General features: G+C 61.2%; 20 protein-coding genes and 1 pseudogene. 9 read left to right on the top strand and 12 right to left on the bottom strand.

Features of this window, described 5'->3' with window-relative positions; genetic code table 11:
* Window positions 1-38 precede the first annotated feature (38 nt).
* The 6 genes and pseudogenes from V2B23_RS14055 to V2B23_RS14080 all read right to left on the bottom strand — a co-directional run bounded on the left by V2B23_RS14055 (window position 39) and on the right by V2B23_RS14080 (window position 8,632).
* Complete coding sequence (locus V2B23_RS14055) at window positions 39-1,619, bottom strand: ABC transporter substrate-binding protein (RefSeq protein ID WP_430950904.1); 1,581 nt, start codon at window positions 1,617-1,619, stop codon at window positions 39-41.
* Between the two features lie 196 nt (window positions 1,620-1,815).
* A complete protein-coding gene (locus tag V2B23_RS14060; RefSeq protein WP_430950905.1) occupies window positions 1,816-2,823 on the bottom strand; it encodes an NAD(P)H-dependent flavin oxidoreductase in 1,008 nt (335 codons plus the stop codon).
* Window positions 2,823-4,343: an acyl-CoA carboxylase subunit beta gene (locus V2B23_RS14065; RefSeq protein WP_430951157.1), complete on the bottom strand. Its 1,521-nt coding sequence runs from the start codon at window positions 4,341-4,343 to the stop codon at window positions 2,823-2,825. The genes V2B23_RS14060 and V2B23_RS14065 overlap by 1 nt, the downstream gene beginning before the upstream one ends.
* Before the next feature lie 15 nt (window positions 4,344-4,358).
* Window positions 4,359-5,993 (bottom strand): annotated as a pseudogene (locus tag V2B23_RS14070) (class I adenylate-forming enzyme family protein); the annotation flags it as partial.
* 258 nt (window positions 5,994-6,251) lie between these two features.
* Window positions 6,252-7,679: an amidase gene (locus V2B23_RS14075; RefSeq protein ID WP_430950906.1), complete on the bottom strand. Its 1,428-nt coding sequence runs from the start codon at window positions 7,677-7,679 to the stop codon at window positions 6,252-6,254.
* 101 nt (window positions 7,680-7,780) lie between these two features.
* On the bottom strand, window positions 7,781-8,632 hold the full coding sequence (locus tag V2B23_RS14080; protein WP_430950907.1) for a LuxR C-terminal-related transcriptional regulator: 852 nt from the start codon (window positions 8,630-8,632) through the stop codon (window positions 7,781-7,783).
* Between the two features lie 157 nt (window positions 8,633-8,789).
* On the opposite strand from V2B23_RS14080, the gene V2B23_RS14085 reads away from it, so the two are divergent.
* Entirely contained in the window at window positions 8,790-10,394 is a 1,605-nt protein-coding gene (locus tag V2B23_RS14085) for an acyl--CoA ligase family protein (protein WP_430950908.1), read from the top strand.
* Window positions 10,395-10,409: 15 nt separating this feature from the next.
* Here the strand turns inward: V2B23_RS14085 and V2B23_RS14090 are convergent, their stop codons facing one another.
* The gene (locus tag V2B23_RS14090) at window positions 10,410-11,777 is read right to left on the bottom strand and encodes a cytochrome P450 (protein WP_430950909.1); all 1,368 of its coding nucleotides are present in this window, start codon (window positions 11,775-11,777) and stop codon (window positions 10,410-10,412) included.
* A 90-nt stretch (window positions 11,778-11,867) separates the two neighbouring features.
* On the opposite strand from V2B23_RS14090, the gene V2B23_RS14095 reads away from it, so the two are divergent.
* The 4 genes from V2B23_RS14095 (at window position 11,868) to V2B23_RS14110 (ending at window position 15,490) form a co-directional block, all read left to right on the top strand.
* Window positions 11,868-12,488 (top strand): TetR/AcrR family transcriptional regulator, encoded by a 621-nt coding sequence (locus V2B23_RS14095; RefSeq protein ID WP_430950910.1) that lies wholly within the window; start codon window positions 11,868-11,870, stop codon window positions 12,486-12,488.
* A gap of 67 nt (window positions 12,489-12,555) precedes the next feature.
* Window positions 12,556-13,248 (top strand): TetR family transcriptional regulator, encoded by a 693-nt coding sequence (locus tag V2B23_RS14100; protein ID WP_430950911.1) that lies wholly within the window; start codon window positions 12,556-12,558, stop codon window positions 13,246-13,248.
* A 149-nt stretch (window positions 13,249-13,397) separates the two neighbouring features.
* Window positions 13,398-14,555 carry an acyl-CoA dehydrogenase gene (locus V2B23_RS14105; protein ID WP_430950912.1) on the top strand — a complete coding sequence of 386 codons (1,158 nt, stop codon included), beginning with the start codon at window positions 13,398-13,400 and terminating at the stop codon, window positions 14,553-14,555.
* Window positions 14,556-14,641: 86 nt separating this feature from the next.
* Complete coding sequence (locus V2B23_RS14110; protein WP_430950913.1) at window positions 14,642-15,490, top strand: 3-hydroxybutyryl-CoA dehydrogenase; 849 nt, start codon at window positions 14,642-14,644, stop codon at window positions 15,488-15,490.
* Between the two features lie 71 nt (window positions 15,491-15,561).
* On the opposite strand, the gene V2B23_RS14115 is transcribed toward V2B23_RS14110, so the two are convergent.
* Window positions 15,562-16,011 carry a MarR family winged helix-turn-helix transcriptional regulator gene (locus V2B23_RS14115; RefSeq protein ID WP_430950914.1) on the bottom strand — a complete coding sequence of 150 codons (450 nt, stop codon included), beginning with the start codon at window positions 16,009-16,011 and terminating at the stop codon, window positions 15,562-15,564.
* 109 nt (window positions 16,012-16,120) lie between these two features.
* Between V2B23_RS14115 and V2B23_RS14120 the strand changes: the two genes are divergently transcribed.
* The 3 genes from V2B23_RS14120 to V2B23_RS14130 all read left to right on the top strand — a co-directional run bounded on the left by V2B23_RS14120 (window position 16,121) and on the right by V2B23_RS14130 (window position 19,164).
* Window positions 16,121-17,716, top strand: coding sequence for an MFS transporter (locus V2B23_RS14120; protein WP_430950915.1), 1,596 nt, complete (start codon window positions 16,121-16,123; stop codon window positions 17,714-17,716).
* Between the two features lie 37 nt (window positions 17,717-17,753).
* The gene (locus tag V2B23_RS14125; protein ID WP_378657062.1) at window positions 17,754-18,143 is read left to right on the top strand and encodes an RNA-binding S4 domain-containing protein; all 390 of its coding nucleotides are present in this window, start codon (window positions 17,754-17,756) and stop codon (window positions 18,141-18,143) included.
* A 124-nt stretch (window positions 18,144-18,267) separates the two neighbouring features.
* Window positions 18,268-19,164: an oxygenase MpaB family protein gene (locus V2B23_RS14130; RefSeq protein ID WP_430950916.1), complete on the top strand. Its 897-nt coding sequence runs from the start codon at window positions 18,268-18,270 to the stop codon at window positions 19,162-19,164.
* Here V2B23_RS14130 and V2B23_RS14135 read toward each other — a convergent pair.
* Complete coding sequence (locus V2B23_RS14135; protein WP_430950917.1) at window positions 19,143-19,760, bottom strand: GyrI-like domain-containing protein; 618 nt, start codon at window positions 19,758-19,760, stop codon at window positions 19,143-19,145. The genes V2B23_RS14130 and V2B23_RS14135 overlap by 22 nt on opposite strands.
* Before the next feature lie 122 nt (window positions 19,761-19,882).
* Between V2B23_RS14135 and V2B23_RS14140 the strand changes: the two genes are divergently transcribed.
* Window positions 19,883-21,067 carry a metallophosphoesterase gene (locus V2B23_RS14140; RefSeq protein ID WP_430950918.1) on the top strand — a complete coding sequence of 395 codons (1,185 nt, stop codon included), beginning with the start codon at window positions 19,883-19,885 and terminating at the stop codon, window positions 21,065-21,067.
* Window positions 21,068-21,075: 8 nt separating this feature from the next.
* Here the strand turns inward: V2B23_RS14140 and V2B23_RS14145 are convergent, their stop codons facing one another.
* From V2B23_RS14145 to V2B23_RS14155, 3 genes are all read right to left on the bottom strand, one after another.
* A complete protein-coding gene (locus tag V2B23_RS14145; protein WP_430950919.1) occupies window positions 21,076-21,762 on the bottom strand; it encodes a TetR family transcriptional regulator in 687 nt (228 codons plus the stop codon).
* A 261-nt stretch (window positions 21,763-22,023) separates the two neighbouring features.
* On the bottom strand, window positions 22,024-22,941 hold the full coding sequence (locus tag V2B23_RS14150; protein ID WP_430950920.1) for a diacylglycerol kinase: 918 nt from the start codon (window positions 22,939-22,941) through the stop codon (window positions 22,024-22,026).
* Window positions 22,938-24,551 carry an FAD-binding oxidoreductase gene (locus V2B23_RS14155; protein ID WP_430950921.1) on the bottom strand — a complete coding sequence of 538 codons (1,614 nt, stop codon included), beginning with the start codon at window positions 24,549-24,551 and terminating at the stop codon, window positions 22,938-22,940. Before V2B23_RS14155 ends, V2B23_RS14150 begins: the two co-directional genes overlap by 4 nt.
* Window positions 24,552-24,590 lie beyond the last annotated feature (39 nt).

The following is a 24,590-nucleotide window of genomic DNA, read 5'->3' on the forward strand; positions in this document are numbered from 1 at the left end:
CGGATCGGTCTATCAGCAAGATTGCTGAATCTGCAGTGCTACTTGGTCATTCCGACGTAGCGCAGATCGAAGATTCCGGTGTCAACCCACGGGATGTTGTCGGCGTTGACTACCTTGTCGCTGAAGATCGTCGCGTTCGTCTGATTGCAGATCGGGACGAACATGGCCTCGGCCAGTGTCTTCGACCAGATGTCGTGGTACAGCCCGGCCCGCTCATCCTGCGACAACGTCGGGTTGGCAGCCTTTGTTGCCAGTGCGGCGATCTCGGGGTTGCCGTTGCCGAAGTCGTAGGGACCCACGACAAAGGTATTGACGGTCTCGGCGGGGTCCACCTTCGGGCTGAAGCTGTTCGACACCATCGACTGGAAGGTGCCGGCGATGTAGCCGGGCTCGTTCTGGGTATTCGGAACGGGGTTGAGCTCCGCGTCGAATCCTGCTGCTGCCAGGGAGGACTGGATAACGTTGGCCGGCTTTTCCGTATTTGTTCCGGCACCGAATGTCAGTGTGATCTTGGCTCCGCCGGCACTCTCGACCAGGCTCTTGGCCTTGTCCACGTCGAAGGTGTACGGGTACTGGTACGACGGGTCCGCCGCCCAGCTCGACTCCGGATACATCTGTCGGTACGGGGTGCAGGTTCCCGAGAAGAGCGCGCTGATGGCCTCGGGATCGATAGCGTGTGCAACAGCCTGGCGCACTTCAGGTTTCGCGAGATCGTCACGTGCTCGCATGAAGACACCAAGCACGTTGCGGAACTTCACCTTGTCGATACCCAGCACATCGCGGTCTGCGAGCGACTGCGCCTGAACGATCTCGTTGGCCGAGCTCACCCAGCTGATGTCGGTGGCGGCGGTCTGCATTCCGTTCAAACGCGTTGTCGCGTCCGGCATGGTCTTGAAGCTGATTCCACCGAGCAGTCCGGCCGCCGAATCCCAGTAGTCGCCCTCTGCGCGGGTGACCTCGAGAGATTCCTCGGGTACGTAGTTGGTGACGGTGTAGGGTCCGGATCCGCTCTGGCCCGGATCATTTCGGATGTCCGTACCGGCTTCAATGGTCTTGGGGCTGACCATCATGCCGACATTCGTGCTGAACAGCCCGGGTAGCTCCACACCGGAACCCTTGGTCAGGTTCAGCCGAGCGGTGGTCGGGTCGACAACATCGACGGACGTAATGTCGTCGAGCGCGGCGACAACAGTGCTGCCTGCCATCGTCTTTCCACGCTGGACGTTCGCGGCGAGGGCGGCGGCGTCGAACTTGGTGCCGTCGTGGAACGAGACGTCGTCGCGCAACTTCAGCTCGAGATAACCACCGTCAGAGGAAAACTCCCACGACTCCGCAAGTCCCGGAACAAGATTTCCCTCCTTGTCCACCATGGTCAAGCGATCGAACATCGGAGTCAGATATCCCCAACCGCCGTAACTTGTCTGGAGGTACGGATCGAGGTTTCGGGTCGGCGCCGACGCGGTGACGCGAAGGACCGCCGCGCGGTCGATATCTGCGGCCGATGCAGTGGAGCCGCCTGTAGTGCTGGTGCCGCCACCCCCGCCACATCCCGCGACCGCCAAAGCAGTCACCAGCGACACTGCGGCAATTCTGCCTTTGCCGTTCCATTTTCCGCTCATCGAATTCCCTCTCGAGATAGATCAAAGTCGGCGAGAAACCCCGCGCACACGGTCTCTTCGGCTCACAGGCAGACTAGCCCGGATATGTCTATTAGGTATACGTTTTTTCGGAACTAGTTTTCAGAATGGCTACCGCCACAGAAGTTATCCATCCTTGTCCCGATCACTGGGAAGGTACCTAGCGAAAAACGTCTGCTCAGGAGTCTGCGTTCGCTGCTCGTCGTTGCTCCAGCACCGAACGTGTTCTCGCTCGGGCGTCCTCGTACTCTGCGACTGTTTCGCGAACTACTTCCGAAAGGGGGCTGCGTCGTTTCACCCCCGACACCGAATGGCCCGCACTCCAGACGTCGGTCCACCTTCTCGGCCCCGGTTCTGATGACCCCGGTCCGAACAGCTCGGCCGATTCTTTCACGGAGATCTGCTCGTTCAGTGTGTCGGGATCAAGCCCCTGCGCTCTGATGGACGGGGCAAGCATGTTCGTCCGCAGTCCGGTGAAAGCGTTGGTCAGCACCACGTCGTCCATCGTGCTCTCGACCAACATGTCCTTGTACGGCGCCGACGCCGAACTCTCGTCGCTCGCGATGAAACGTGTGCCCATGTACGCCGCGTCGAAGCCTGCCACCTCGGCAGCCCACAACGCCTGCCCGTCGGAGATTCCACCTGCGAGAATGACTGTGCCGTCGAAGAACTCACGGACACCACGGATGAAGGCAAACGGGTTCATCCACCCCGTCTGCCCACCCGCTCCGGCCGAGAGCAGCACGAGTCCGTCCGCACCGGCTTCAACAGCCTTTTCTGCATGACGAAGTGTGCCGACGTCGGCAAAGACTGCGGCACCGATGTCGTGGAGCGGTCCGATGATCGGGGCCGGTGAGCCTACGCTCGCGATGACCATTTCCACTCGGCGGCGAACCAAGCACGCAACGTCGTCTGCCAGTCGCGGCGCTCTCATGATCAGATTGGGGCAGTACGGTGCCAGTTCTCCGCCGCTCTCCTCATGGGCACGATCGAATGTCGCCAGCCACGAATCGAGTTCCTCTGCCGTGCGCGCGTTTGCCGTCGGAAAAGCGCCGACGACGCCCGCCGCGCAGGCTGCCGAGACGACTTCCGGCCCGCTCACTCTCAGCATGGGTGCGGCGATCAGCGGAATCCGCAGTCGAGCGCCGAATCTGGTCCGAATGCCCGGTGGAACGTCGGATTTCACTAGGGAAGGTACCCGGTGTGCATAACCGGTGCAACGGGTTCCGCATCTCGCCCCGCCGAGAGTCGGATCGCACCGAGCAGCGCGTTGCGTAGTTCGCGTGGATCGATGACGTCGTCGTACGTCACCGAACTTGCCAGACGCCACGGACCTGCAGCCTCGTTCTCGATCAATGCACGCTGTGTCCGCTCATCTGCCTTGGAAGTGCTCCCACCCACGGCAGCGGGAATTCCTCCCAGCATCCCACCCGGGAACGACAACGACACGGTCTGATTGTCGAAAGCATTCTGACCCATGACCGAGCCCCCGAATCCGAAGGCTTTGCGCACTGTCACATGCATTTTCGGCACGGTGGACCGATGCTGCGCCGCAAACATCCGAGCACTCGCCCGCAGTATCCCGTCCCGTTCGGACTTACTTCCCGCAAGAACTCCAGGGTTGTCTGCCAGGAAGATCAACGGGATATGGAAAGCACCGGTCATCTCGATGAACCGGCATGCCTTTTCCGCCGCAGCAACATCCAACGCACCGGCAAGCACCAATGGCTGATTGGCGACTACGGCGACAACCCTGCCGCCCATCCGTGCCAGCACTGTGATGACAGAAGAACCGTGCTGCGGTTGCAACTCGAACAGGGTGCCCTCGTCCACCATCACGGATAACACATCGTGCATGTCGTACGGGATACGAGGATTCGGCGGAACTATGTCGAGAAGAGCGTCGAGCGAGCGCGGCGCGGCACCCGGAGTGTCAGGATCCGCCAGTGGCGCGCGACTCCACGCGTTCGACGGGAAATAGGACAGGTATCGACGCGTCAACTCGAGCGCCGAGTCTACGTCCGCCGCAACATTGTCGGCGATTCCACTCGCCTCGGCATGAACGGCACTACCGCCGAGGTCTTCCTTTGTCACCTTCTCGGCGAGCGACGCCTCCACGAGCGGCGGGCCGGCTGTGAACATCGCGCCGTGATCTTTGACCATGATGACAAAATCCGACATCGGTGCGGCAAGAGCACCGTGGCCAGCCGAGGGTCCACACACGATCGAAACCGTCGGGACCAATCCGGCAAGGTCTGCCATCGCCTGCAGATCGTTGGGTGCCGGACGGTGCGGATGCAGTGCATTGGTGGCCCGATGCCCGGCACCTTCGAGCATCATCACCAGTGGAGTCCGCTCGCGTTTGGCGAGTTCTGCGATCCGGGCGCGTTTGGTGGCCGCTGCCGTTCCGATGGATCCGCCGGCAACCGTGAAGTCCTCCGAACCGACAAGCACCGGCCGACCGTCGACAAGCCCGGACCCCGCAACGAAGGCGTCGGACGGAATCGACGCATCACCGGCCAGCACACCGATTTCCTGAAATGTATCTTCATCCAGGAACCTTGCTACTCGATCGCGCGCATCAACCCGCCCGAACCGCCGATACCGCCGTAGTTTGTCGGGGCCACCCATCTCCCGTGCGGCCCGGCGACGCTCGTCCAGTGCCGTCAGCAGCGAAGTCCACGCGTGGCGATTCTCCGACACCATCGCCGGTTCAGCATCAACATCGAGCTGTTTACGCACAACTTTTCCGGTTGCATTGCGCGGCAACGGTTCTGTTGTCAGTCGCCATCGCGACGGAACCTTGTACTTCGCGAGACGCTCCCGCACGTACCCGAGCAGCTCCGCTTCCGTCACGGATCCCGGCTCCTCGACCACAACAATTGCGGCCACTTCTTCGCCGTAATCTGCGTGGGGAATTCCGATCACCGCGCATTCCTGCACCGACGGGTGCTCGCTCAGGGCGTTCTCGACCTCGACGGGGTAGACGTTCTCCCCACCACGCAGAATCAAGTCTGATCTACGACTGCTGACGCGGAGGTGACCGTCGGCCATGAACCCCAAATCGCCGGTACGTAGCCATCCTTCATCGTCGAGCGCTGCGGCTGTCGCGGCGTCGTTGTTCCAGTAGCCCACCATCACGTGCGGTCCACGTAGGCAGATCTCACCCTCGTAACCGTCCGGGAGTCGATGACCGTTGTCGTCCCGGATCTCGACGCTCATTGTGACGACGGGGCGACCCACGGAATCGGGGTACTCCTCCAGATCGGCGGCTGTCGCCAAGGTGGCTCCTGTCGACGACTCGGTGAGCCCGTACGTCGTCCCCAACGAACGCCCTGCCACCGGCAACAGTTCGCGAACCTTCTCCTTCAGCGCGAGTGACGACGGCGCTGATCCCAGTGACATCGTCTTGAGCGAGGACAGATCGTATCGGGACAGATCACCATGTGAAACAAGACGATTCGCCATGGTTGGCACAGCACCCCAGTTGGTGACCCGCTCGCGCTCGATCAAACGCAGCACACGTTCGATCTCGAATCGGCCGCTGTAGATGACTGCGGTGTCGCCGATCGACAACCGTGGCACGGCAAGGTTGTGCAGTGACGCGATGTGGAAGAGAGGATTCGACAGGAGAAACCGCCGGTTCGCGGGTGGGCTTCCGAGATGCGTTGCCAACGCGTCGTTGAATCGGTGAAAGTCGTTTGCCGTGATGATGTTCCGGTGCGAGTGCGTCGCACCTTTCGGCCGGCCGGTTGTGCCACTGGTGTACAGGATGACGGCGGGGTCGTCCTCGTGGATGGGGCAGGTCGACAGTGCTGCATCGGCGTGCAGTGTGGACAATCGAGGTACGTCGACTTCGGTGGACAACACCGGCAGTTCGGGATCACCGAGTAGTTCTCGCCGTTTTGCATCGGCGACAACAAGTTTCGGCGTGCAATGCTTCATACCGTAGTCGATCTCGGGGGCAGACCACATCGAGTTCATCCCGACCACTATCGCCCCGAGCGACGTCGCCGCCCAGAACGTGATGATCCACTGAGCATTGTTCGCAGACAGAATTGCCACGCGGTCGCCCTTGCCGATCGAGTACGTGCGTCGCAACTCCTCCGCAAGTGACGCCACGCGAGCAAAGTGATCGGTGAAGGTAATCCGCAGTTCGTCACACACCAGATACTCGGTGTCGCCGTACTCGACCGACGCCGCCAGGAGCTCACGGAGCGTGTGCGTGCGATTCTTGAACACCGGCATGACGTGCCCGCGCACGGGTTCTTCAGCCACCTCGAACAACTGCCCCGGGCCTGTCAGTTCTGCCACGGCCAGAGAGCGCCGATATGCCATGTCCGGTTGAACGACCATCCTTGATCCATTTCTGTGACAACGCAGTTCGATCGCGCTGGGCGGCCCCGTCCGTGTGGATCGGAGCCTGTTCGCTCCACACCGACGCAACTACTCACCACCGCTCATTGTGGATACTACGCAGAAAAGTCGTTCGATATGCGATATTTCGATTAGAAATACTTTTTTGAATTTCCGCGGGCTTGTCGAACGCCTCCACACACGACAAAGCGGCCCGGCAGCGGGCATGAAACCACCGCCGGACCGCTACTGTCGCGCTTATCCCTGGGTCGGCGGCCACACCGGAGCGATGGACCACGGGCGCGCCGTTTCAAGTTGCGACGCAACCTGAATCAGCAAATCTTCGCGCCCGAAGGCCGCAACCAACTGCACGCCGATAGGCACACCGGCAGAGTCATGACCCATCGGCAAGGAAATTGCCGGTTGACCGGAACTGTTGAACGGACTGGTCAAACCGCTGTATCCGGCCGAGTGCTCCCAGATCGACATGGGATTTGCCGTATCGAGGAGACCAAGCGGAGCAGCCGGGCGAGCCATCGTCGGGGTCAGCAGCAGGTCGTGATCGACAAAGAACGCACCGATGACTTGAGCTGCCCGCTCGAGTTCCTGCAGTGCCTTGACGACGTTGGTCGCACTTTCGGACTTCGCGCGGTCGTAGATCATCCGAGCCATCGGTTCGAGGTCGTCGTCGCGGATTGCGCGGTTCACGGCCTCGAGTCGTGCATCGACCTCAATGGTCATGGGAATGCCCATCAGCACGGAAAGCCCGGCAGTGAGTGCATCAAGCGGGAAGTCCGGGGCCCCTTCGGTGACATGGTGACCGAGTTCTTCGAGCAGACCGGCTACGCCCGTGGTGACGGCCGCGCATTCCGGGTCCACCGGCGTGCCGTCCGGCAGCGCGTTACTCAGAGCAATCCGCAACCGTCCGGGATCCGCGCCCACTTCCTCGACGTACGGGCGCTTCGGCGCCAGGATCACGTACGGATCGCCCACTGTGGGTCCGGCGGAAAGATCGAGGAGCAGTGCGGTGTCCCGCACACTTCGAGTAAGCGCGTGGTGAACACCCATCGGCGACGCGAAGAGAGTTCGTGCCGGTGCAGTCGGGGTACGACCGCGGCTCGGCTTGAGACCAACCAGGCCGCATGCAGACGCCGGGATGCGGATCGAGCCGCCGCCGTCACTGGCATGGCCCGCGGGCACGATTCCCACGGCAACAGCCACTGCCGTTCCTCCCGATGACCCACCGGGTGAGCGATCGAGGGCATACGGGTTGCGGGTGGGACCGAACAGTGCGGGTTCGGTGCTCGCGTTCTTGCCGAACTCCGGAGTATTGGTCTTACCGACAATCACCAGTCCCGCACGACGGTATCGCTCGACGAGCGTCGAATCCTCCTGCGCCACAGCATCGGCGAACAAACGAGATCCGTTGGTACTCGGCAGACCCGCGACATCAAGCCCGAGGTCCTTGATCACGAACGGCACACCCTGCAGTGGGCCTTCGGGAAGACCGGCAGCAACCTCGTTCCGAGCTTCGTCGCGGCGTTCGCTGATCACTGCATTGACGGCCGGGTTCCGCTCGTCGAGCCGGTCAAGGCTGAACTCCAGGACTTCCTTGGCGGATACGTCCCCCTTGCGAATCGCTCCGGCCAGGCCCGTCATGTCACTGTTGTCGAACAAATCCTGCATCGATGCCCTCATCACTCGTGTGCTTCTTTGTGCGATTGTGAGGTCCGTCATATCAACCACAACGGCCGCGGGTCTTAAGGATTCCGCTTACCGGGACTGACTCACAGAATCAGACCTCGACGGCGAGCCTCGACAACCGCCTCATGGCGACTCCGCACATCGAGTTTGGCCATGAGATTGCGCATGTACGTCTTGATGGTTTCGACGCTCAAGGAGAGTCGCTCCGCAATTTCGGCGTTACGCAGACCCAACGCGACATACCTCATCACGTCGGTTTCACGCGGCGACAGGACTACCGCACTCGCGATGTCGGCAGGCGCCGTCAAGGCCCGCAGTTTTGCTTCGACGGCTTGAACCTGGGCACTGAGTTTCTCGTCCTGCATACCCGCCGCGATCTCACCCAACGCGAGGAAGCTCTCCGTCAACGTCTCCGATATTTTTGCCTCACGGCTCGAAACCTGTTCCACCGCAGCAGTGTCGATCATCGCGACACGACGATCAACCTCGTCCCGGATCTCGATTTCGCGGGCCAACGAGTACGACGCGCGCATCATCTTGTCTGCAACAACATCTCCGATCGGCAGGTTGGCGCGCAGTCCGCCATAGAGCGCGCCGCGGGTTTTCCCACGCACAACCACGGGAACCGCCATCAACGATTCGATTCGCTCGGTGCCGACCTCGTAGTCGTAGTCGTGAGTGATCTGCGACGAATTGGCGTAGTCCTGCACAACAGCTGTCCGCTGCTCGGCGATCGCCCGCCCACCGAGTCCGCATTCGGCGTTGATCTCGAGGTTGCGCAACAGAGTGCTGTGCGTCCCGACGTAGCTGGTGATGGTCAACGAGTTGCCGCTCACGCCCCCACCGAACAGGACCGGCAGTTCCGTCTGCGGCTGCAGTCGGCGCAGTGCCGCCCGCAGCGCGTCGTCGTCGCTCGGCCTTAAAACCCTGTTCACGTGCACTCCTGGTGAGAGGAAACGTAGATACCCACTTCGTAGGGTAGCGGCCGGTGCGCTGGCCCAATATCGTCCAACACGAGCGTTTGTAGCGCCGATCACATTCACCGTGACGGGTGAGCTGCAGCGTCCGATCACGCGAACCTCGGAGGAACCCGTGTCTGCACCCGCCGCACTCACAGCCAACAACACCCCGCTCAGCCCGCTGCGCTTTCTCGAACGCAGCGCTTCGGTGTTCCCAGATCGCACCGCCGTCATTCACGGCGACCGGACGTACACCTACCGCGAGTTCGGCGACGAGGTCGCCGCACTGGCACGTGTTCTGCGTGAGCGGATCCAACCCGGCGATCGCATCGCTTACCTGACGCCGAACATTCCCGAAATGCTGTTCGCACATTTTGCCGTGCCTCTGGCCGGCGGAATCCTGATCGCCCTCAACTCGCGCCTCGCCGGTCCCGAACTCGAGTACATCCTCGATCACTCGGGAACCACGATCCTGTTTGTCGACTCCGAGTTCGTCGGTTCCGTCGCGTCGTCGAAAACAAACGTATCGAGCCTGCGCGAGATCATCGAGATCCCCGACTCCACCGTCCCGTACCCAGAGGTTCCCGCCGGAATCGTCACCGGGCAGTACGCCGATCTGCTGGCCGAAGGTGAAGCGCTCGCCGATCAGCCACTGCGCTGGGGTGTCGACGACGAGCAACAGTGCATCGCCATCAACTACACGTCGGGTACCACCGGAAAACCCAAGGGCGTCATGTACTCCCACCGCGGCGCGTACTTGAACTCCCTCGGTGAAACCTTCCACAACGGGTTCACCGGTTCCACCAAATACCTGTGGACGCTCCCGATGTTCCACTGCAACGGTTGGTGCACACCGTGGGCAGTCACCCAGGCCGCCGGCACCCACATCTGCCTACGCGCCGTCCGCGCCGACTCGATCTGGGACGCGATCGACAACTTGGGCGTGACCCATCTGTGCGGTGCACCAACTGTCTGCTCCACCATCGCCGACGCGGATCAGGCCCACAAGGTCGAGCACCTGCGCATCACCACCGCCGGGGCTCCCCCGTCACCGACGATCATCGGAAAGCTCGAGGACATCGGCGTCACCGTCGTCCACGTCTACGGACTCACCGAGGTGTACGGGCCGTACACGATCTGCGAATACCAGGAGGCCTGGGACGAGAAGCCGCAGTCCGAGCGTGCCGCGCTGCTCTCCCGGCAGGGCGTCGGCATGGTCCAGGCGGAAAACGCACGGGTCGTCGACCTAGACATGAACGACGTTCCCGCCGACGGCCAGACCATGGGAGAGATCGTGCTTCGCGGCAACAACGTCATGCTCGGGTACTACCGCGACGAGGCTGCAACGGCCGAAGCCTTTGCCGGCGGGTGGTTCCATTCCGGCGACCTCGGCGTCATGCATCCCGACGGATACATTCAGCTCAAGGACCGCGCGAAGGACATCATCATCTCCGGCGGCGAGAATATCTCCACCGTCGAGGTGGAGCAGGCGATCATGAGCCATCCCGCCGTGATCGACGTGGCCGTCGTCGGCGTTCCGGACGAGAAGTGGGGCGAGCGCCCGAAGGCATTCGTGGTCCTGGGCAAGGGATTACAGGCATCCGCGGAAGACATCGTCGAGCACACCCGAACCTTGCTGGCCGGATACAAGGTGCCTCGTGACATCGTCTTCCCCCTCGACCTTCCCCGCACCCCGACCGGCAAGGTCCTCAAGTTCGAACTGCGGGCGCCGAAGTAACTCGGCCGTAGGGGGTCAGGGCGCCGGAGTGGAACGCCGACGCAGATCGACAGGTTGTCCGTCGGAGGGGAACGGCAAGGATGTGAAGTTGAGCGGGGCGACGTAGTCGGCGTCGACGTGCCAGTCGAAGCGTAGGAGAAGGTGATGCATGATTGCCTTGATCTCGGCACCGGCGAAATGCATTCCGAGGCATTTGTGCACACCACCGCCGAAGGGCTCCCACGCGAATCGATGCACCTTGTCTTCGCGTCTATGCTCCGCGAAGCGATCAGGATCGAAACGCTCGGGATCAGGCCAGTACTGCGACATGTGGTGGGTGAAATGAGGAGCGACCGCGGTATACGTTCCCGCAGGCACGAAGTGCCCCTGCACTTGGGTATCGCGTATCGCTCGGCGCGCCATAACCGGTACCGGAGAGACGATTCGGAGACATTCCTTCATGACCAGATCAAGGCTGCCTAGTCCGTCGAGATCTGCATAACTCGGCGTCGACGTTCCCAACGCGAGCGACTCCGCCCGGCACCTGTCCTGCCACTGTGGGTGTTGGCCCAGGTATTGCATCATCGTGGAGATGGTGATCGTAGAGGTGTCGTGTGCGGCCATCAGGAGGAAAATCATGTGGTCGATCACCTCGTCGTCACTGAAGCGTTGTCCCGCTTCGGATTCGATGTGACAAAGCACGGAAAACAGATCGTCGGTTTCGCGATCTCGACGCGCCGGTAGGTAGCGACGAAAGAAGGCTTCCAGGACTCGGCGGCCGTCCAGCCCACGCTTCCATCGAGTCCCAGGTACGGGATATCGGACCAACGAGGTTGCCGCCTGAACGCAATCGACGAAAGCCTTTTTCACCGCCGATATTTCGCTTTCGGTACTTCCTTCCGCCCCGCCCATGAAGATGTCGGTGGCGAGATCGAGAGTGAGCGTTTTCAGTGCCGTGTAAGCACGAAATCCGTCGGTGGGCGTCCATGCGTCGAGTGCCGAGTCGATCGCCGGGTTGAGAACGTCGACGGTCTTCTCGAGCCGTGACCGGGTGAACGCCTGCTGCATGATTCGACGATGTCGTAGGTGTTCGTCCGAATCGAGAAGCATCAGCCCACCGTGAAAGAAGGGGCCGATCAGGACCGACCAGCCGTCACTGTTGACGAATGCTCGATCTTTGTTCTGCAGCACTTCTTGGCACGCGTCAGGTCCGAGAACAGCGATCCAACGCCGACCGACCATCGAAAACCAGGAAACCTCGCCGTAGCGATCCCAGTTCTCTTGCATCAAAGCGAGTGGATCACGGATGTATTCGAGCGCGTGCCCGACGAAGGGCAGCCCTGACCGGCCCGAAACGGGGTGCAACTGCGAGCGTGCGGGTGGGCGAGCCAGGATCTTGGACACTATGACCTCTACTCCCGTTCAATCTGACAGTGCGTCCTGTCAGATGCATGTAGTCTGCGTCACATCTGCTGCGTCTGTCAATATCGACCTATGACTCCACCGATGCCGCGTCGATACGCGGGCCTGAGCGGCGACCAGCGCTCGGCGCTGCGGCGCGAAAGCTTGCTCGAGGCAGGGCTGGAAGTATTTGCTGCCGCAGGCAATCGCGGCACCACGATGACCGCAATCTGCGCCCAGGCCAAGTTGACGGAGCGATACTTCTACGAAAGCTTCACCAGCAGAGACGAACTCCTGCAAAAGGTCTTGGACAAAATCGCCGACGAGGTCCGCGACGCGGGACTGGCCGCGCTTCGAGCGAGCACCGGGACGCTCGAGCAACGCGTACGAAATGCGATCGCGTCGTTCGTCACGATCCTCACGGACGATCCACGCAAGGGACGTGTCGCGATGATCGAATCCGCCGCGTTCGAACCCCTGCGCACTCACCGACGCGCTGTACTGCGAGGCTTTGCTCAGATCGTGGCGGACGAGGCGACACGGATGTATGGCGATCGAGCGTGGCCACCACACCAGGGTGCGATCAACGGACTGCTGTTTGTGGGCGGCTTTGCCGAACTGGTCACCGCATGGCTGAACGAGGAGATCGCCATTACGCCCGAAGAGATCGTCGAGGCGGCAACATACCAATTCACGTCCACCGCACACCGATGAGTGACAGTCGATCCGGCTACCGCCCCGTCACACCGGGCATGTGGCCACAGGCGCGATACTTGTCTCCATGAGTGAACGCGCAGACGTACCCGGAACCGATCCGACAGAGTTCCGCGTTCATGTCGCGTCCCAAGCAATTCGGCTGTTCTCCGAGAACGGCTACGAAGCCACCACCGTCGAACAGATTGCCATTGCCGCCGGGGTATCGCGTCGCACGTTCTTCCGGCAGTTCCGGTCCAAGGAAGACGTGATCTTCGCCGATCACGAGTCACTTCTCACGCATGTCGCACAGTTCCTGTCCACCGAATCCACAGACCCCTGGGCATCAGTCTGTGAAGCTGCCGGATTGGTCTTCGACTTCTTCCAGCAGAACCGCGATCTGTCGATGCGGCGATATCGCGTCGTGCAGCATGTTCCCGCTCTCCGCGACCGCGAACTGGTCACCGGGTTCCGGTACGAGCGACTTTTTGTCGACTATCTGCGGAGCGCTGTCCCCCGCGAACCGGTGCTCGAGGTTGTCGGCTTCGCCGCCGCTGTCACCGCGTGCCACAACTATCTTTTGCGCAGCATGATCAAGGGCGATTCCGACGCCACCGCCGAGGCCTTACGCCTAGCGCTACTGAATGTGCGTCGAACGTACGGCGTGGCCCCTGGATCCACGACCAGCACCCCCGAAGAAAGGTCTGTGCTGGTAGTGGCATTCCCTCCGGGCACTTCGGCCGAAGAGATCAGCAGAAAGATTCACGAACAACTCGGCTGACACGCATCGTGCACCACAACGTCACACTCCGTTCCCTTGACCTGGCACTGAGTGCCGTGTTTGACTGACGTCATTGGCACCAGTCCGTCGACGAGCCATGCTGGTTCTGTCGGCGCCGTTCGATCCACCTTCCATCAAGGAGTGTTCCCATGGCCGGAAACCCAGACTTCAATCTCTTCTCACTGAACGAAGAGCACGACGAACTGCGGGCCGCTATCCGCGGACTCTCCGAGAAGGAAATCGCGCCGCACGCCAAGGACGTCGACGAGAACGCCCGGTTCCCTGAGGAAGCACTCACCGCACTAAACGCGTCGGGCTTCAACGCCATCCACGTCCCCGAGGCCTACGACGGCCAGGGCGCCGATTCCGTTGCCACCTGCATCGTCATCGAAGAAGTTGCCCGCGTCTGTGGCTCCTCCTCACTGATCCCCGCCGTCAACAAGCTCGGCACCATGGGCCTGATCCTCAAGGGCTCCGAAGAGCTCAAGGCCAAGGTTCTCCCGGACCTCGTGAACGGCGGAATGGCGTCGTACGCATTGTCCGAGCGTGAAGCCGGATCCGACGCAGCCTCGATGCGTACCCGCGCGAAGGCCGACGGCGACGACTGGATCCTCAACGGCTCGAAGTGCTGGATCACCAACGGCGGCAAGTCCACCTGGTACACCGTCATGGCTGTCACCGACCCCGACAAGGGCGCAAACGGCATCTCCTCCTTCATGGTCCACAAGGACGACGAGGGCTTTGTCGTCGGGCCGAAGGAAAAGAAGCTCGGCATCAAGGGCTCCCCCACCGCTGAGCTGTACTTCGAGAATTGCCGCATCCCCGGCGACCGCATCATCGGCGCACCGGGTACCGGCTTCAAGACGGCACTCGAAACCCTCGACCACACGCGTCCCACCATCGGCGCACAGGCCGTCGGCCTTGCTCAGGGTGCACTCGACGCGGCACTGGCATACACCAAGGACCGCAAGCAGTTCGGCAAGTCCATCAGTGACTTCCAGGCTGTTCAGTTCATGCTCGCCGACATGGCAATGAAGGTCGAAGCCGCACGTCTGATGGTCTACACCTCCGCTGCTCGCGCCGAGCGTGGCGAGAAGAACCTCGGCTTCATCTCCGCTGCGGCGAAGTGCTTTGCATCCGACGTTGCCATGGAGGTCACCACCGACGCCGTTCAGCTGTTCGGCGGCGCCGGCTACACCACCGACTTCCCCGTCGAGCGCATGATGCGCGACGCCAAGATCACGCAGATCTACGAAGGCACGAACCAGATCCAGCGCGTCGTGATGTCGCGTGCGCTGTTGAAGTAAGGCGCTTCGCGTCCCGTGCGCCTTTCTGGTAGTTCTGACTACCGGAACGGCGCACAGGGGCTTGCCCCTAATTTTTGAGGAGAATTGTGGAACTTGTAGGCGTAATCGGCGGCGGCACCATGGGTGCCGGCATCGCCGAAGTATGTGCAAAAGCCGGTAGCTCGGTGCTGGTGCTCGAAACCAAGGAAGAATTTGCCGCTTCCGCACGCGAGCGGATCGCCAAGTCGATCAACCGCGGCGTAGCCAAGGGCAAGATCACCCAGGAAGAAGCAGACGCCGCAATTGCTCGCGTCCGCGTCACCCTGGACATGGAAGAGTTCGCCGATCGTGATCTGGTGATCGAGGCTGCTCCCGAGATCGAAGCCCTCAAGTACGAGATCTTCGGCAAGCTCGACAAGATCGTGAAGCCTGCGGGAATCCTGGCGACCAACACGTCGTCGATCCCCGTCATCAAGATCGCCAAGGCCACCTCGCGCCCCGGTCAGGTTGTCGGCGTTCACTTCTTCAACCCCGTGCCGGTCATGCCGCTCGTCGAGATCGTGGTCAGCCTGACCACGTCCGAAGAGACTGTCCTCGCGGTCACGGATTACGCAAAGAACACGTTGCGCAAGAAGACAGTTCGCGCGGGCGACCGTTCGGGCTTCATCGTCAACGCACTGCTCATCCCGTACCTGTGCCAGGCAATCCGGATGCTCGATTCCGGCTACGCCACCGCCGAAGACATCGACGAGGCAATGAAGGGCGGCTGCGGCTACCCGATGGGCCCGCTGACGCTCCTCGACACCGTCGGCCTCGATGTTGCTCTCGCAGCGTCAGAGTCGCTGTATGCAGAATTTGCCGAGCCGCACTACGCTCCCCCGGCACTGCTGCGCCGCATGGTCGACGCCGGCCGCCTCGGCAAGAAGACCGGTCGCGGTTTCTACGACTACGCGTAACCGCTTCAGTATTTACTTTCGGCCCCATACCTTTTCGAAAGGTGTGGGGCCGAAAGTCTCTCGGTAACCCTTCAGCTCTCGTAGGCGGACTTGTTGAATCTCTCCAATAATGTGACAAACGTCGAGACATCCGCTGGGGACCAGTCGCCGATCGCGGCGGCGATCCGATCACGATTCACCCGGCTCGCCTCACCGAACTTTGCCGCAGCGTCCGGCGTCGGAGAGAACAGCGAAACCCGGCCGTCATCCGGATCGGATTCGGACACCACGTAGCCCTTCTTTGTCAGAGCAGTCAGATTTCGACTCACGACACTTCGGTCCAAACCTGTAACCGCGATGATGGCCGCGGGCGACACCGGAAACATGTCGACGACGCGCGTCATGATGACAAATGCAGCGGGAGTCATCTCCGGTACAGCCGCACCCGCGTCTGCGATCAGCGTCTTCCGGGAACCTTGCACCAACTGCCGGATTGCCCATTGAATCGCGTGGATATCAGCTTCAGGTTTTGTCGACCTCACGTGGTCAGCATAGGACCTGTCTCGTCATCTGTTCCGCAAAATAGTTGCTGAAATCAACTAAATGTGATTGACTTCGGTCACATACTTTGACGGCCAGGCGAGGAACCCCATGACGGAATCGACCGCCGAAAGCGGACCAGCGCCGACAATGTCTCGACGCCAAGTGAACGAAGCATTCGGCGGAATCCTCATCGGAATGCTTGTTGCCGTGTTGTCGACGTCGGTGATCAACACGTCTCTCCCACGCATCGTCACCGATCTCCATGGCGATCAGACGACCCTCACCTGGATCGTCACCGGATCACTGCTCGCAGTCACCGTCTGCACACCGATCTGGGGCAAGCTGGCCGACCTCTTCAGCCGGCGACTTCTTCTGCACATCGCGCTCCTGATCTTCATGATCGGCTCACTTGCCGCCGGTTTCGCGAGTGAACCCACACTGATGATCGCGGCGCGGTTGGTGCAGGGAATCGGAACCGGCGGGCTCATCACCCTCTCTCAGATCGCCATCTCGGACATCATCAGCCCTCGCGAACGCGGTAAGTACATGGGCGTCCTCGGGGCCGTCGTCGTGGCAGGCACCGCCGGCGGACCTCTCGTGGGCGGGCTCGTCACCGACACCATCGGCTGGCGTTGGAACTTCTACATCGTCATTCCCTTTGCGGTAGTGGCGATGATCGTCATCCAGTTGAAACTCATCCTGCCGAGACGGAAAGGCATCGGACGGATCGACTACATCGGGTCCGTCCTTCTCACTGCCGCGATCTCGACCCTCCTCATCTGGCTCTCGCTCGGCGGCAAGGTCTTCGAGTGGAACTCCGCGGTGTCCTGGTGCATGGGCGTCGGCACAGCGGTGCTGATTGCCGTGACGCTGATTGTAGAGAGCAAGGTGAAGTACCCCGTGCTCCCGCTACACATGTTCCGCGGAAAAACCTTCACCCTGTCGATCGTGGCAAGCGTGTGCGTCGGAATAGTCCTCTACAGCGTTGCCATTTTCATCAGCCAGTACATGCAGCTCAGCCGCGGCGCATCGGCCACCGGAGCGGGCCTGATCACACTCCCACAGGTCGCCGGAAACCTCATCGCATCCACTGTCGTGGGTGGGCTCATCTCTCGCACCGGGCACTGGAAACCGTGGCTGATCACGGGAGCATCCTTACTTACCGTCGCAAGTATCCTGCTGTCGACCTTGCGAGTCGACACCAATATCGTTGTGCTCTTTCTTGCTCTACCGCTCGTCGGTCTCGCCCTCGGCATGCTGTTGCAAAACCTTGTCCTTGTTGTACAAAATGCCACGGACGTACGCGAGATCGGCGCGGCCAGCTCAGCCGCCGCATTCTTCCGCAGCCTGGGCGGCGTCCTGGGCGTGACCATGCTCGGCGCAGCCCTCTCTGCGCGAGTCGATACCGAAATCGAGAACGGGCTACAAGAATCCGGCATCGAGAGATCGGCGAGCGGCCTCACGGAGGGTTCACTCCCGAACATCGACACGTTGTCAGATCCCGTACGAGACATCGTCGAATCGGCATACGGTCAGGGAGTCGGGGAGGTATTCCTTATTTCGATTCCGTTTGCCGTCATCGCCCTGATCTGCGTCATCTTCCTCCCGAATGCTGTGCTCGGCACCAAGACGGGTATCGAGCAACTAGCCGACATCGAACAAGACGAGCCGGCGGACGCCTCCCCTACTCTCAAGGTTCCGTAGTCGCATCACCACTCGCACGGCCGGTATCGTCATGGCCATGGCCCAACTACCTCCCGACGCGATCAGTGTCCGCGTGGACAGTTGGACGTGGGCTGTCCGCCTCTTCAAGACCCGGTCCCAGGCTGCGGCGTCGTGCCGATCCGGCCATGTGCGAGTGAACGGAACTTCGGCAAAAGCTGCTCAGCAAGTGAAGGTCGGCGACGAGGTTCGGGTACGCGTTTCAGGTGTCGAGCGCATCGTTGTCGTGGTCAAGCCCATCACCAAACGGGTTGGCGCAGTACTGGTCGACGACTGCTTGAAGGACATTTCACCGCCGCCCCCACCCCCGGAATTGTTGGCGTCGATACCGATGCGCGATCGCGGAGCGGGTCGCCCCACCAAGCGTGAACGACGCGATCTCGAGAAACTGCGGGGCATCGATCTCTGAACTTCGATGGCGCCGATCTCCGCATAACCATTGACATTTGCGCTCGGTGACGCGAAAGTCGAAACATGACAACATGCGTTGTCATGTCCGCGCGAGAGGCACGCGAGAGGCAGAGGTCACCGGAATGACCAACGATGCAGATACGGTTTCCGAGAAGGCGGTCAGTCATCCTGAGCCGCGAACACTTCAAGGTGCTCCTATCGGTCCAGGCTCCCTGACGTGGTTGCACTTCGGCGACATTCGCGGTTTGCTGTACCTCGCACGTGCCGGAACCCTTCAGAACATGCATCCAGCAGTCAGCGGTGCGCTGCAAGATCATTCGAACTTCTTCACCGATCCCCTCGATCGACTGTTCCGCTCACTTCCCCCCATTTACGGCGTTGTATACGACCGGAACGATCACGGCACTGGAACGCTCGTCCGCAACTTTCACACCGAACTCAAGGGAACCGATGAAACGGGCCGGCGGTATCACGCACTCGCTCCGGACACTTTCTGGTGGACACATGTCACGTTCTTCGAGGTAATCCTCGATTTCAACGAGCGGTTTGCGTACAAGAAATTCACCGAAGAACAAAAGGACCTACTTGTCCGCGAAGCCGTAACATGGTGGCGCTGTTACGGTCTCACCGACCGGCCGGCTTTCGACAACTACGCGAGCTTTCGCGCGTACTGGGAAGACATGCTCGACAATCAGTTGATCAATACCCACACCACCAAGTGGTCGACGCGCGTCGCCGAACACCGAATCGCCCCACCACCCAAAGTGCCAAGTTGGGCATGGACGATTGTCTCGCGCCCGACGGTTGCTGCTTCGAACTGGATCTGCAAGGCACTGATGCCCGACAAGGCACGTCAGACCCTCGAATGGGAATGGACTGCGCGAGATGAGCGCATCTACGCCTGGTTCGCACGCTTTCTGACGTTGTCGGATCGTTTCTGGCATCTTCTGCCGCTACGCGTGCGATATGCGCCACGCGCGTACGCCGGAATCCGCAATCACGGCCTCGAAACAGGCTGACGCAGAACCGTCTTGAGCTTCTCGGGCTGCGTCCGGCGCGCATCACTGAGGTAGATCTCGTGATGATCGCCGTTGAACCTCAGATTGTTCGCCGGAATGAAGGTATTGTGCAGGCGCTCCAACGTCGGAGCTTCGTCGTCGTACGACCCGATGTGGAGGATCTGCACAGACAAGCCCTCCTCCAGCTCGAGGAACCGCACCTTGTCGAGGGCTGCGAGGCTCTTCTTTGCTCCGACTGCGGCAATCGAGGCAGTGAGTTCAGCTGACGTGATCCACTCGGGCTGTGAGATCATCATCGTCCAGTCCCACGACGCTTTGTCTCGCGTTACGAACACCTCGAGGTCGTCGGCCCGCCACAACCCTTCGAGCGGGCCAACCACATAATCCCGGCCCAGTTCCTTCTTGCTCGCAAATTTGGTCGCGTAGGACACCGCATAGAGTGCTTCGAGCGCCTCGGAGTACTCGGTGGCGGTATTGGGATCACCGTGACCGTCCACGGCAAAGTAACTGAAACACGGCACGGTCACCAGCGAAAAATCGCGCCGACTCGGCGCATACAGTTCCTTGTATGCCTTTTTGACGTCGAACTTTTCCATGTCCACCCACCTGGTCTCGGGTCGAGCTCCAACACCGCGAAACCTATCCGAAGGTACCGACGTCCAAATAGCGGACCGCCGTCCCCTTGTTAATAGACCAGTGGACCTTTACTCTGGACGGGGTGACTACACCACCGGCGACCGAAGTTGCCCCCGTTCCGCGCCGCAAGCCACTGAGGATCGTCGCCATCAGTGCGACCGTCGCCTCGATCTTGGCGTTGCTGTTCGCCTATCCCTGGTGGAGCTTGGTCATTCGGCCGGACTGGCCGGGCGCCGTGACGATTATCGGCACCGCCCTGTTTGCCGCCCTCCTGATCGCCCTGCCCGCCACCATGGTGCTCAGCAACGGACACACCGATCGTGATCGACTTCGACTGATCGGCGATGCACTCCTCGGAGTCATCTGGGTCGTGTTCGTCTGGACATTGCTCGGCGAGATCTTGCGACTCGGCCTACTTGTCGGCGGTCTGGAGAACCCACTTCGTGCACGCGTTGTTGCCGTTGCGGCACTGATCATCTCGGCAGTTCTACTGGTCTGGGGTTATCGCGAAGCGATGCGATTGCCGCGGATCAAGCACGTGGACATCACGATTCCACGACTCGGCGCCGGGATGGACAAGCTTCGTGTCGTCGCAATCACCGACACCCATTTCGGTCCGATCAACCGGGCGAAGTGGTCGTCGAGGGTTGTGGCCGCCGTCAACGAACTCGACGCGGACATCGTGGCCCATGTCGGAGACATCGCCGACGGAACAGTCGAGCAGCGACGCAACCAGGCATCGCCGCTCGCTTCGGCGGACGCCGCGCTTGCCCGCGTCTACGTGACCGGCAATCACGAATACTTCCACGAAGCACAGGAGTGGCTCGACTACATGACGTCGATCGGCTGGGACTCGCTCCACAACCGCCACATCGTTGTCAGCAAGGGCGGCGACAGCCTGGTGATCGCCGGCGTCGACGACGCCACCGCATTGGGGTCGCGACTGGAAGGGCACGGCGCGAACTTCGACGACGCATTGACCGGTGCCGATCCCGAACTGCCTATCCTGATGCTCGCCCATCAACCCAAACAGGTTCCCCAATCCGCCTCTGCCGGAGTTGATCTGCAGCTGGCCGGACACACGCATGGCGGCCAGATCTGGCCATTCAACTTTCTGGTAAAACTCGATCAACCGTCAGTGTCCGGGCTCAGCCGTCACGGCGAACGCACCCAGCTGTACACGAGCCGCGGCACGGGATTCTGGGGCCCACCGTTCCGGGTCTTCGCGCCCAGCGAGATCACCGTACTGACCTTGCACAGCTCCTGAGACGTCAGTCAGCTCGTTCGGGTTGCCGCCCGTGCCGACAACCCGACGAGTTGATTGACCAGACCTTCCCGGAGTTCCGTGGCAAACATTTCCGCGGCGGGTGGTGCATGCATCTCGCCTAGGACAACAGCCATGGATTTTGCCGGTTCGGCATATGGCCACATTCCTGCGACGATCACCAGAGTTGCTTTGGCAAAATGTGCCGCGTCCTCTTCCGCGAGATCAGGAATCTGCGAATGAACAAGTGATGCAAGCCGAGTCGCGTTTTTCGATGCGCGCTTCTTGAAGTCGCGGGCGAAGTCCTCCGAAATGTTCTTCTCGAGAACACTCCCCATCACGCTCAGCAGTTCACACAGCAAACGCTGAGGGACAAGCGATTCCGCGATGGTCGACGCCAGATGAATCTCGGCGGCAAACGGCGACTTGTCGCCAGTCGGGCTCACCGACGCTTCCAGCTCGTCGAGCCATGCCACCCAGTTCTCGTCCAAGACTTCCAGGAAAATGGCCTCACGACTGTCGAAGTATCGCAGCACATTCGACTTTGCCAGTCCGACGGTTTCGCTGAGTTCACGCAGACTGATGTCGGCAACTGGCCTGGATCCGAGTAGAGCGCGGGCGGTGTCGAGAATGGCGCATCGCCGTGCCTCGATCTGTTCCGGTTTGCGCGCGCGCTGAAATCCGTGAGTCGCCACCATCTGGTCAGAATATCAGACCACCAGTCTATTGTTATCTGCCTCGCGAATCAGTTCTCCGACGGCGAGCGCAGCGGCAGAGCACCCCTCGACGCCAATTCGCGCCGGTGGCATAGACGACTACACGACCGCGCAGACTCTCCCCACTCGAGCGATGGACTATTGCGAGAAGCGTGACCAGTCGAAGCAAACCGACTTCGACGATTCGCTCATCGGAGCAGTCTGACACCACCGTCTGTGCCTGGACGGCAGAACCCCTTTCGGTTACACAGGTTCAGCGCTCAGAATTTTCAACGCCGCGGGCACTGCTTCGATTGTGATCGGCAGCGGCCCTACTCGGTCACCGTCGGCATAAGCGATGATGCCCTCGGAGATGAGTCGGACCTTCTTGGATCGGTAGGTCTGCACCGCGTCCAGATGGATGTGTGTTCCCTTGTAGACCCGCGGAAAGAGGCGCACCAGACGCAGCCGCGAACCATGCCCGACAACAGTCAGATCCAGCAAACCGTCGGTCTTGGACGCACCAGGCGTAATGAGCATGCCGCCGCCGTACGAGCGCCCGTTACCGACCGCGACGAGCGTCGCGTCCATGGTGATCACCTCGTCGTCGAGTTCGATCCGGTACGGCAACGGACGCATCTTCGCCAACTCGGCAAGCATCGCCAGGTTGTAGCGCATTCGCCCCTTGGGCCAGGTCATCTTGTTCGCACGCTCGCTGACCAACGAGTCGAAGCCACTGGCGATGATCGTGCCGGACCACACCACGGACCCGTCGGCCAGCGTGATCTTCGCGAGGTCGGACTGCTGCACGATCCCGTTGGCAATGACGTCGGCAGCGGCTTCGGGATCACCTGTGGGAATACCGAATTCACGGGCATGGTCATTTCCCGTGCCCGCCGGAATGAGGCCGATCGGCGTGTCGGTCAGCGCGGCCGCTTGCAGTCCGATACTGATGGCACCGTCTCCACCGACCACCACGAGAGCGTCGGTACCTTCGGCGATCGCCCGGCGCGCCAATTTCTTGGCGTCGTCAGCATCGGTGCCGATGATCTCGGTGACGGCAACTCCACGTTCACGCAGGCGCGCAACACCTTTGCGACCGGCAGCGGGCGCATGTCCATGTCCCGCCATCGGATTGATCAGGACGGTTACCTTCTCGATCTGACTGCGGGTTTGGCTCAAGGAATCAGCTTTCCAGGATTGAGGATGCCGGCGGGGTCCACTGCATTCTTTACTGCGCGAAGAATATTCGCGCCCAATTCACCGATTTCGTCTTTCATCCACGGCCGATGGTCCGCGCCGACCGCGTGATGATGTGTGATCGTGCCACCGGCAGCGATGATGGCGTCACCGGCTGCTGTCTTGGCCTTATGCCACTGAGCAATCGGATCTTCGGTCTGAGCGCACACCACGGTGAAGTACAGGGATGCACCGGTCTTGTAGGTGTGGGAGATGTGGCACATCACGAGCGGTTGGGTGCCCTGCTCGACCAATGCCTTGGTCAATGCCTCTGTGACCGACGAGCGCAGGTTCGCAAGGTTGCCCCACGTTGTTGCCGTCTCGAGGGTTTCGCACAGTGCGCCGACGTCGAGCAGTGCGTCGCGCAGATACGGCGCATCGAACCGTCCGTGTTCCCAACTGTTTCCAGGCTCAGCGCCGAGCGACGTTCCGCCGTGCGCGGTAAGAATTGCGCGGGCTTCTGCCATTCGCTCTGCGGTGTGCGAGGCCGTGCCTTCATAGGTGGTGATGCCGAGGCAGCCACCCGTGAAGGCATTTTCGCCGATCTTGTCGGTGGTGGCCAGGTTCACGCCGCTCTCGGCTTCATCGGACAACCGCAGCACTGTGGGCGCTGACCCTTCCTGGACAAGCTCGCGCAATGCTGCTGCACCGGTTGAGAAGTCAGGAAAACTCCACCCTTCCCGAACCGTAGTCTCGGGAAGTCGGTGAACCCGCACACGCACATGCGTGATGACGCCGAAAGTGCCCTCGGAGCCGACAAACAGTTCCCCGAGATCAGGACCCGCGGCCGATGCCGGTGCTCTACCGGTCTCGAGCACACCACTCGGAGTGACCACGGTGAGACCCTGGACCATGTCCTCGAAACGCCCGTAACCGGCCGACGCCTGTCCCGAAGAACGCGTCGCCGCGAAACCACCGAGCGTGGCAAAGAGGAAACTCTGCGGGAAGTGCCCGACGGAGAAGCCGTGCTCTTGCAGTAATTCCTCGGCGCGCGGTCCCGTTGTTCCGCCGCCGAACGTGGCGATGCCGGATTCCTCGTCTAGTGAGACAAGCTGATCGAACCGTCGAAGATCAAGAGAAAGAACCGCGTCGAAACCGTCCCGGATGGGATCCAATCCGCCGACGACGCTGGTACCGCCACCGAACGGCACTACGGCAATCTTGTTGGCCCCGCAGTACTGCAAGACTTGCTCTACCTCGGCGTCCGTGCCGGGCGTGACTACGGCATCCGGCGCGTCCTGGGGTTCGGTGCTACGGCGACGCAACAGGTCCGGGGTGCTCTTGCCACCGGCTCGAAGAATCCGATCCGAATCCTCGGTAGTTATGTACTCCGCACCGACCACGTCGGCCAGTGCGTCGACGTGTGCCTGAGACAGAGCGGACGGCGTCACACGCACGTCCCCAATGGCCAGTCTGGATTGCTTCGGGGCCGATACACCAAGAAATCCGGTCAGCAAAGCTACGACCGCGTCCGACAGCTCACGCTTCTTCGCCGGATCGCCCCACGCGTCCCATTGCATCGGCGGTTGCAAGGCAGATTTCTCGGTGCTCATGCGTACCAGTGTTACACATCGGTTCGATGTGTAAACATA

Source organism: Rhodococcus sp. 24CO (assembly GCF_050586165.1).
Taxonomy (GTDB): domain Bacteria; phylum Actinomycetota; class Actinomycetes; order Mycobacteriales; family Mycobacteriaceae; genus Rhodococcus_F.

What these genes read in the sequence shown, in the direction of transcription:
- V2B23_RS14055 (WP_430950904.1), bottom strand. Translation starts at nt 1,619, where the DNA reads ATGAGCGGAAAATGGAACGGCAAAGGCAGAATTGCCGCAGTGTCGCTG.
- V2B23_RS14065 (WP_430951157.1), bottom strand. Translation starts at nt 4,343, where the DNA reads ATGGTGTCGGAGAATCGCCACGCGTGGACTTCGCTGCTGACGGCACTG.
- V2B23_RS14075 (WP_430950906.1), bottom strand. Translation starts at nt 7,679, where the DNA reads ATGCAGGATTTGTTCGACAACAGTGACATGACGGGCCTGGCCGGAGCG.
- V2B23_RS14095 (WP_430950910.1), top strand. Translation starts at nt 11,868, where the DNA reads ATGACTCCACCGATGCCGCGTCGATACGCGGGCCTGAGCGGCGACCAG.
- V2B23_RS14100 (WP_430950911.1), top strand. Translation starts at nt 12,556, where the DNA reads ATGAGTGAACGCGCAGACGTACCCGGAACCGATCCGACAGAGTTCCGC.
- V2B23_RS14105 (WP_430950912.1), top strand. Translation starts at nt 13,398, where the DNA reads ATGGCCGGAAACCCAGACTTCAATCTCTTCTCACTGAACGAAGAGCAC.
- V2B23_RS14120 (WP_430950915.1), top strand. Translation starts at nt 16,121, where the DNA reads ATGACGGAATCGACCGCCGAAAGCGGACCAGCGCCGACAATGTCTCGA.
- V2B23_RS14125 (WP_378657062.1), top strand. Translation starts at nt 17,754, where the DNA reads ATGGCCCAACTACCTCCCGACGCGATCAGTGTCCGCGTGGACAGTTGG.
- V2B23_RS14130 (WP_430950916.1), top strand. Translation starts at nt 18,268, where the DNA reads ATGACCAACGATGCAGATACGGTTTCCGAGAAGGCGGTCAGTCATCCT.
- V2B23_RS14135 (WP_430950917.1), bottom strand. Translation starts at nt 19,760, where the DNA reads ATGGAAAAGTTCGACGTCAAAAAGGCATACAAGGAACTGTATGCGCCG.
- V2B23_RS14145 (WP_430950919.1), bottom strand. Translation starts at nt 21,762, where the DNA reads ATGGTGGCGACTCACGGATTTCAGCGCGCGCGCAAACCGGAACAGATC.
- V2B23_RS14155 (WP_430950921.1), bottom strand. Translation starts at nt 24,551, where the DNA reads ATGAGCACCGAGAAATCTGCCTTGCAACCGCCGATGCAATGGGACGCG.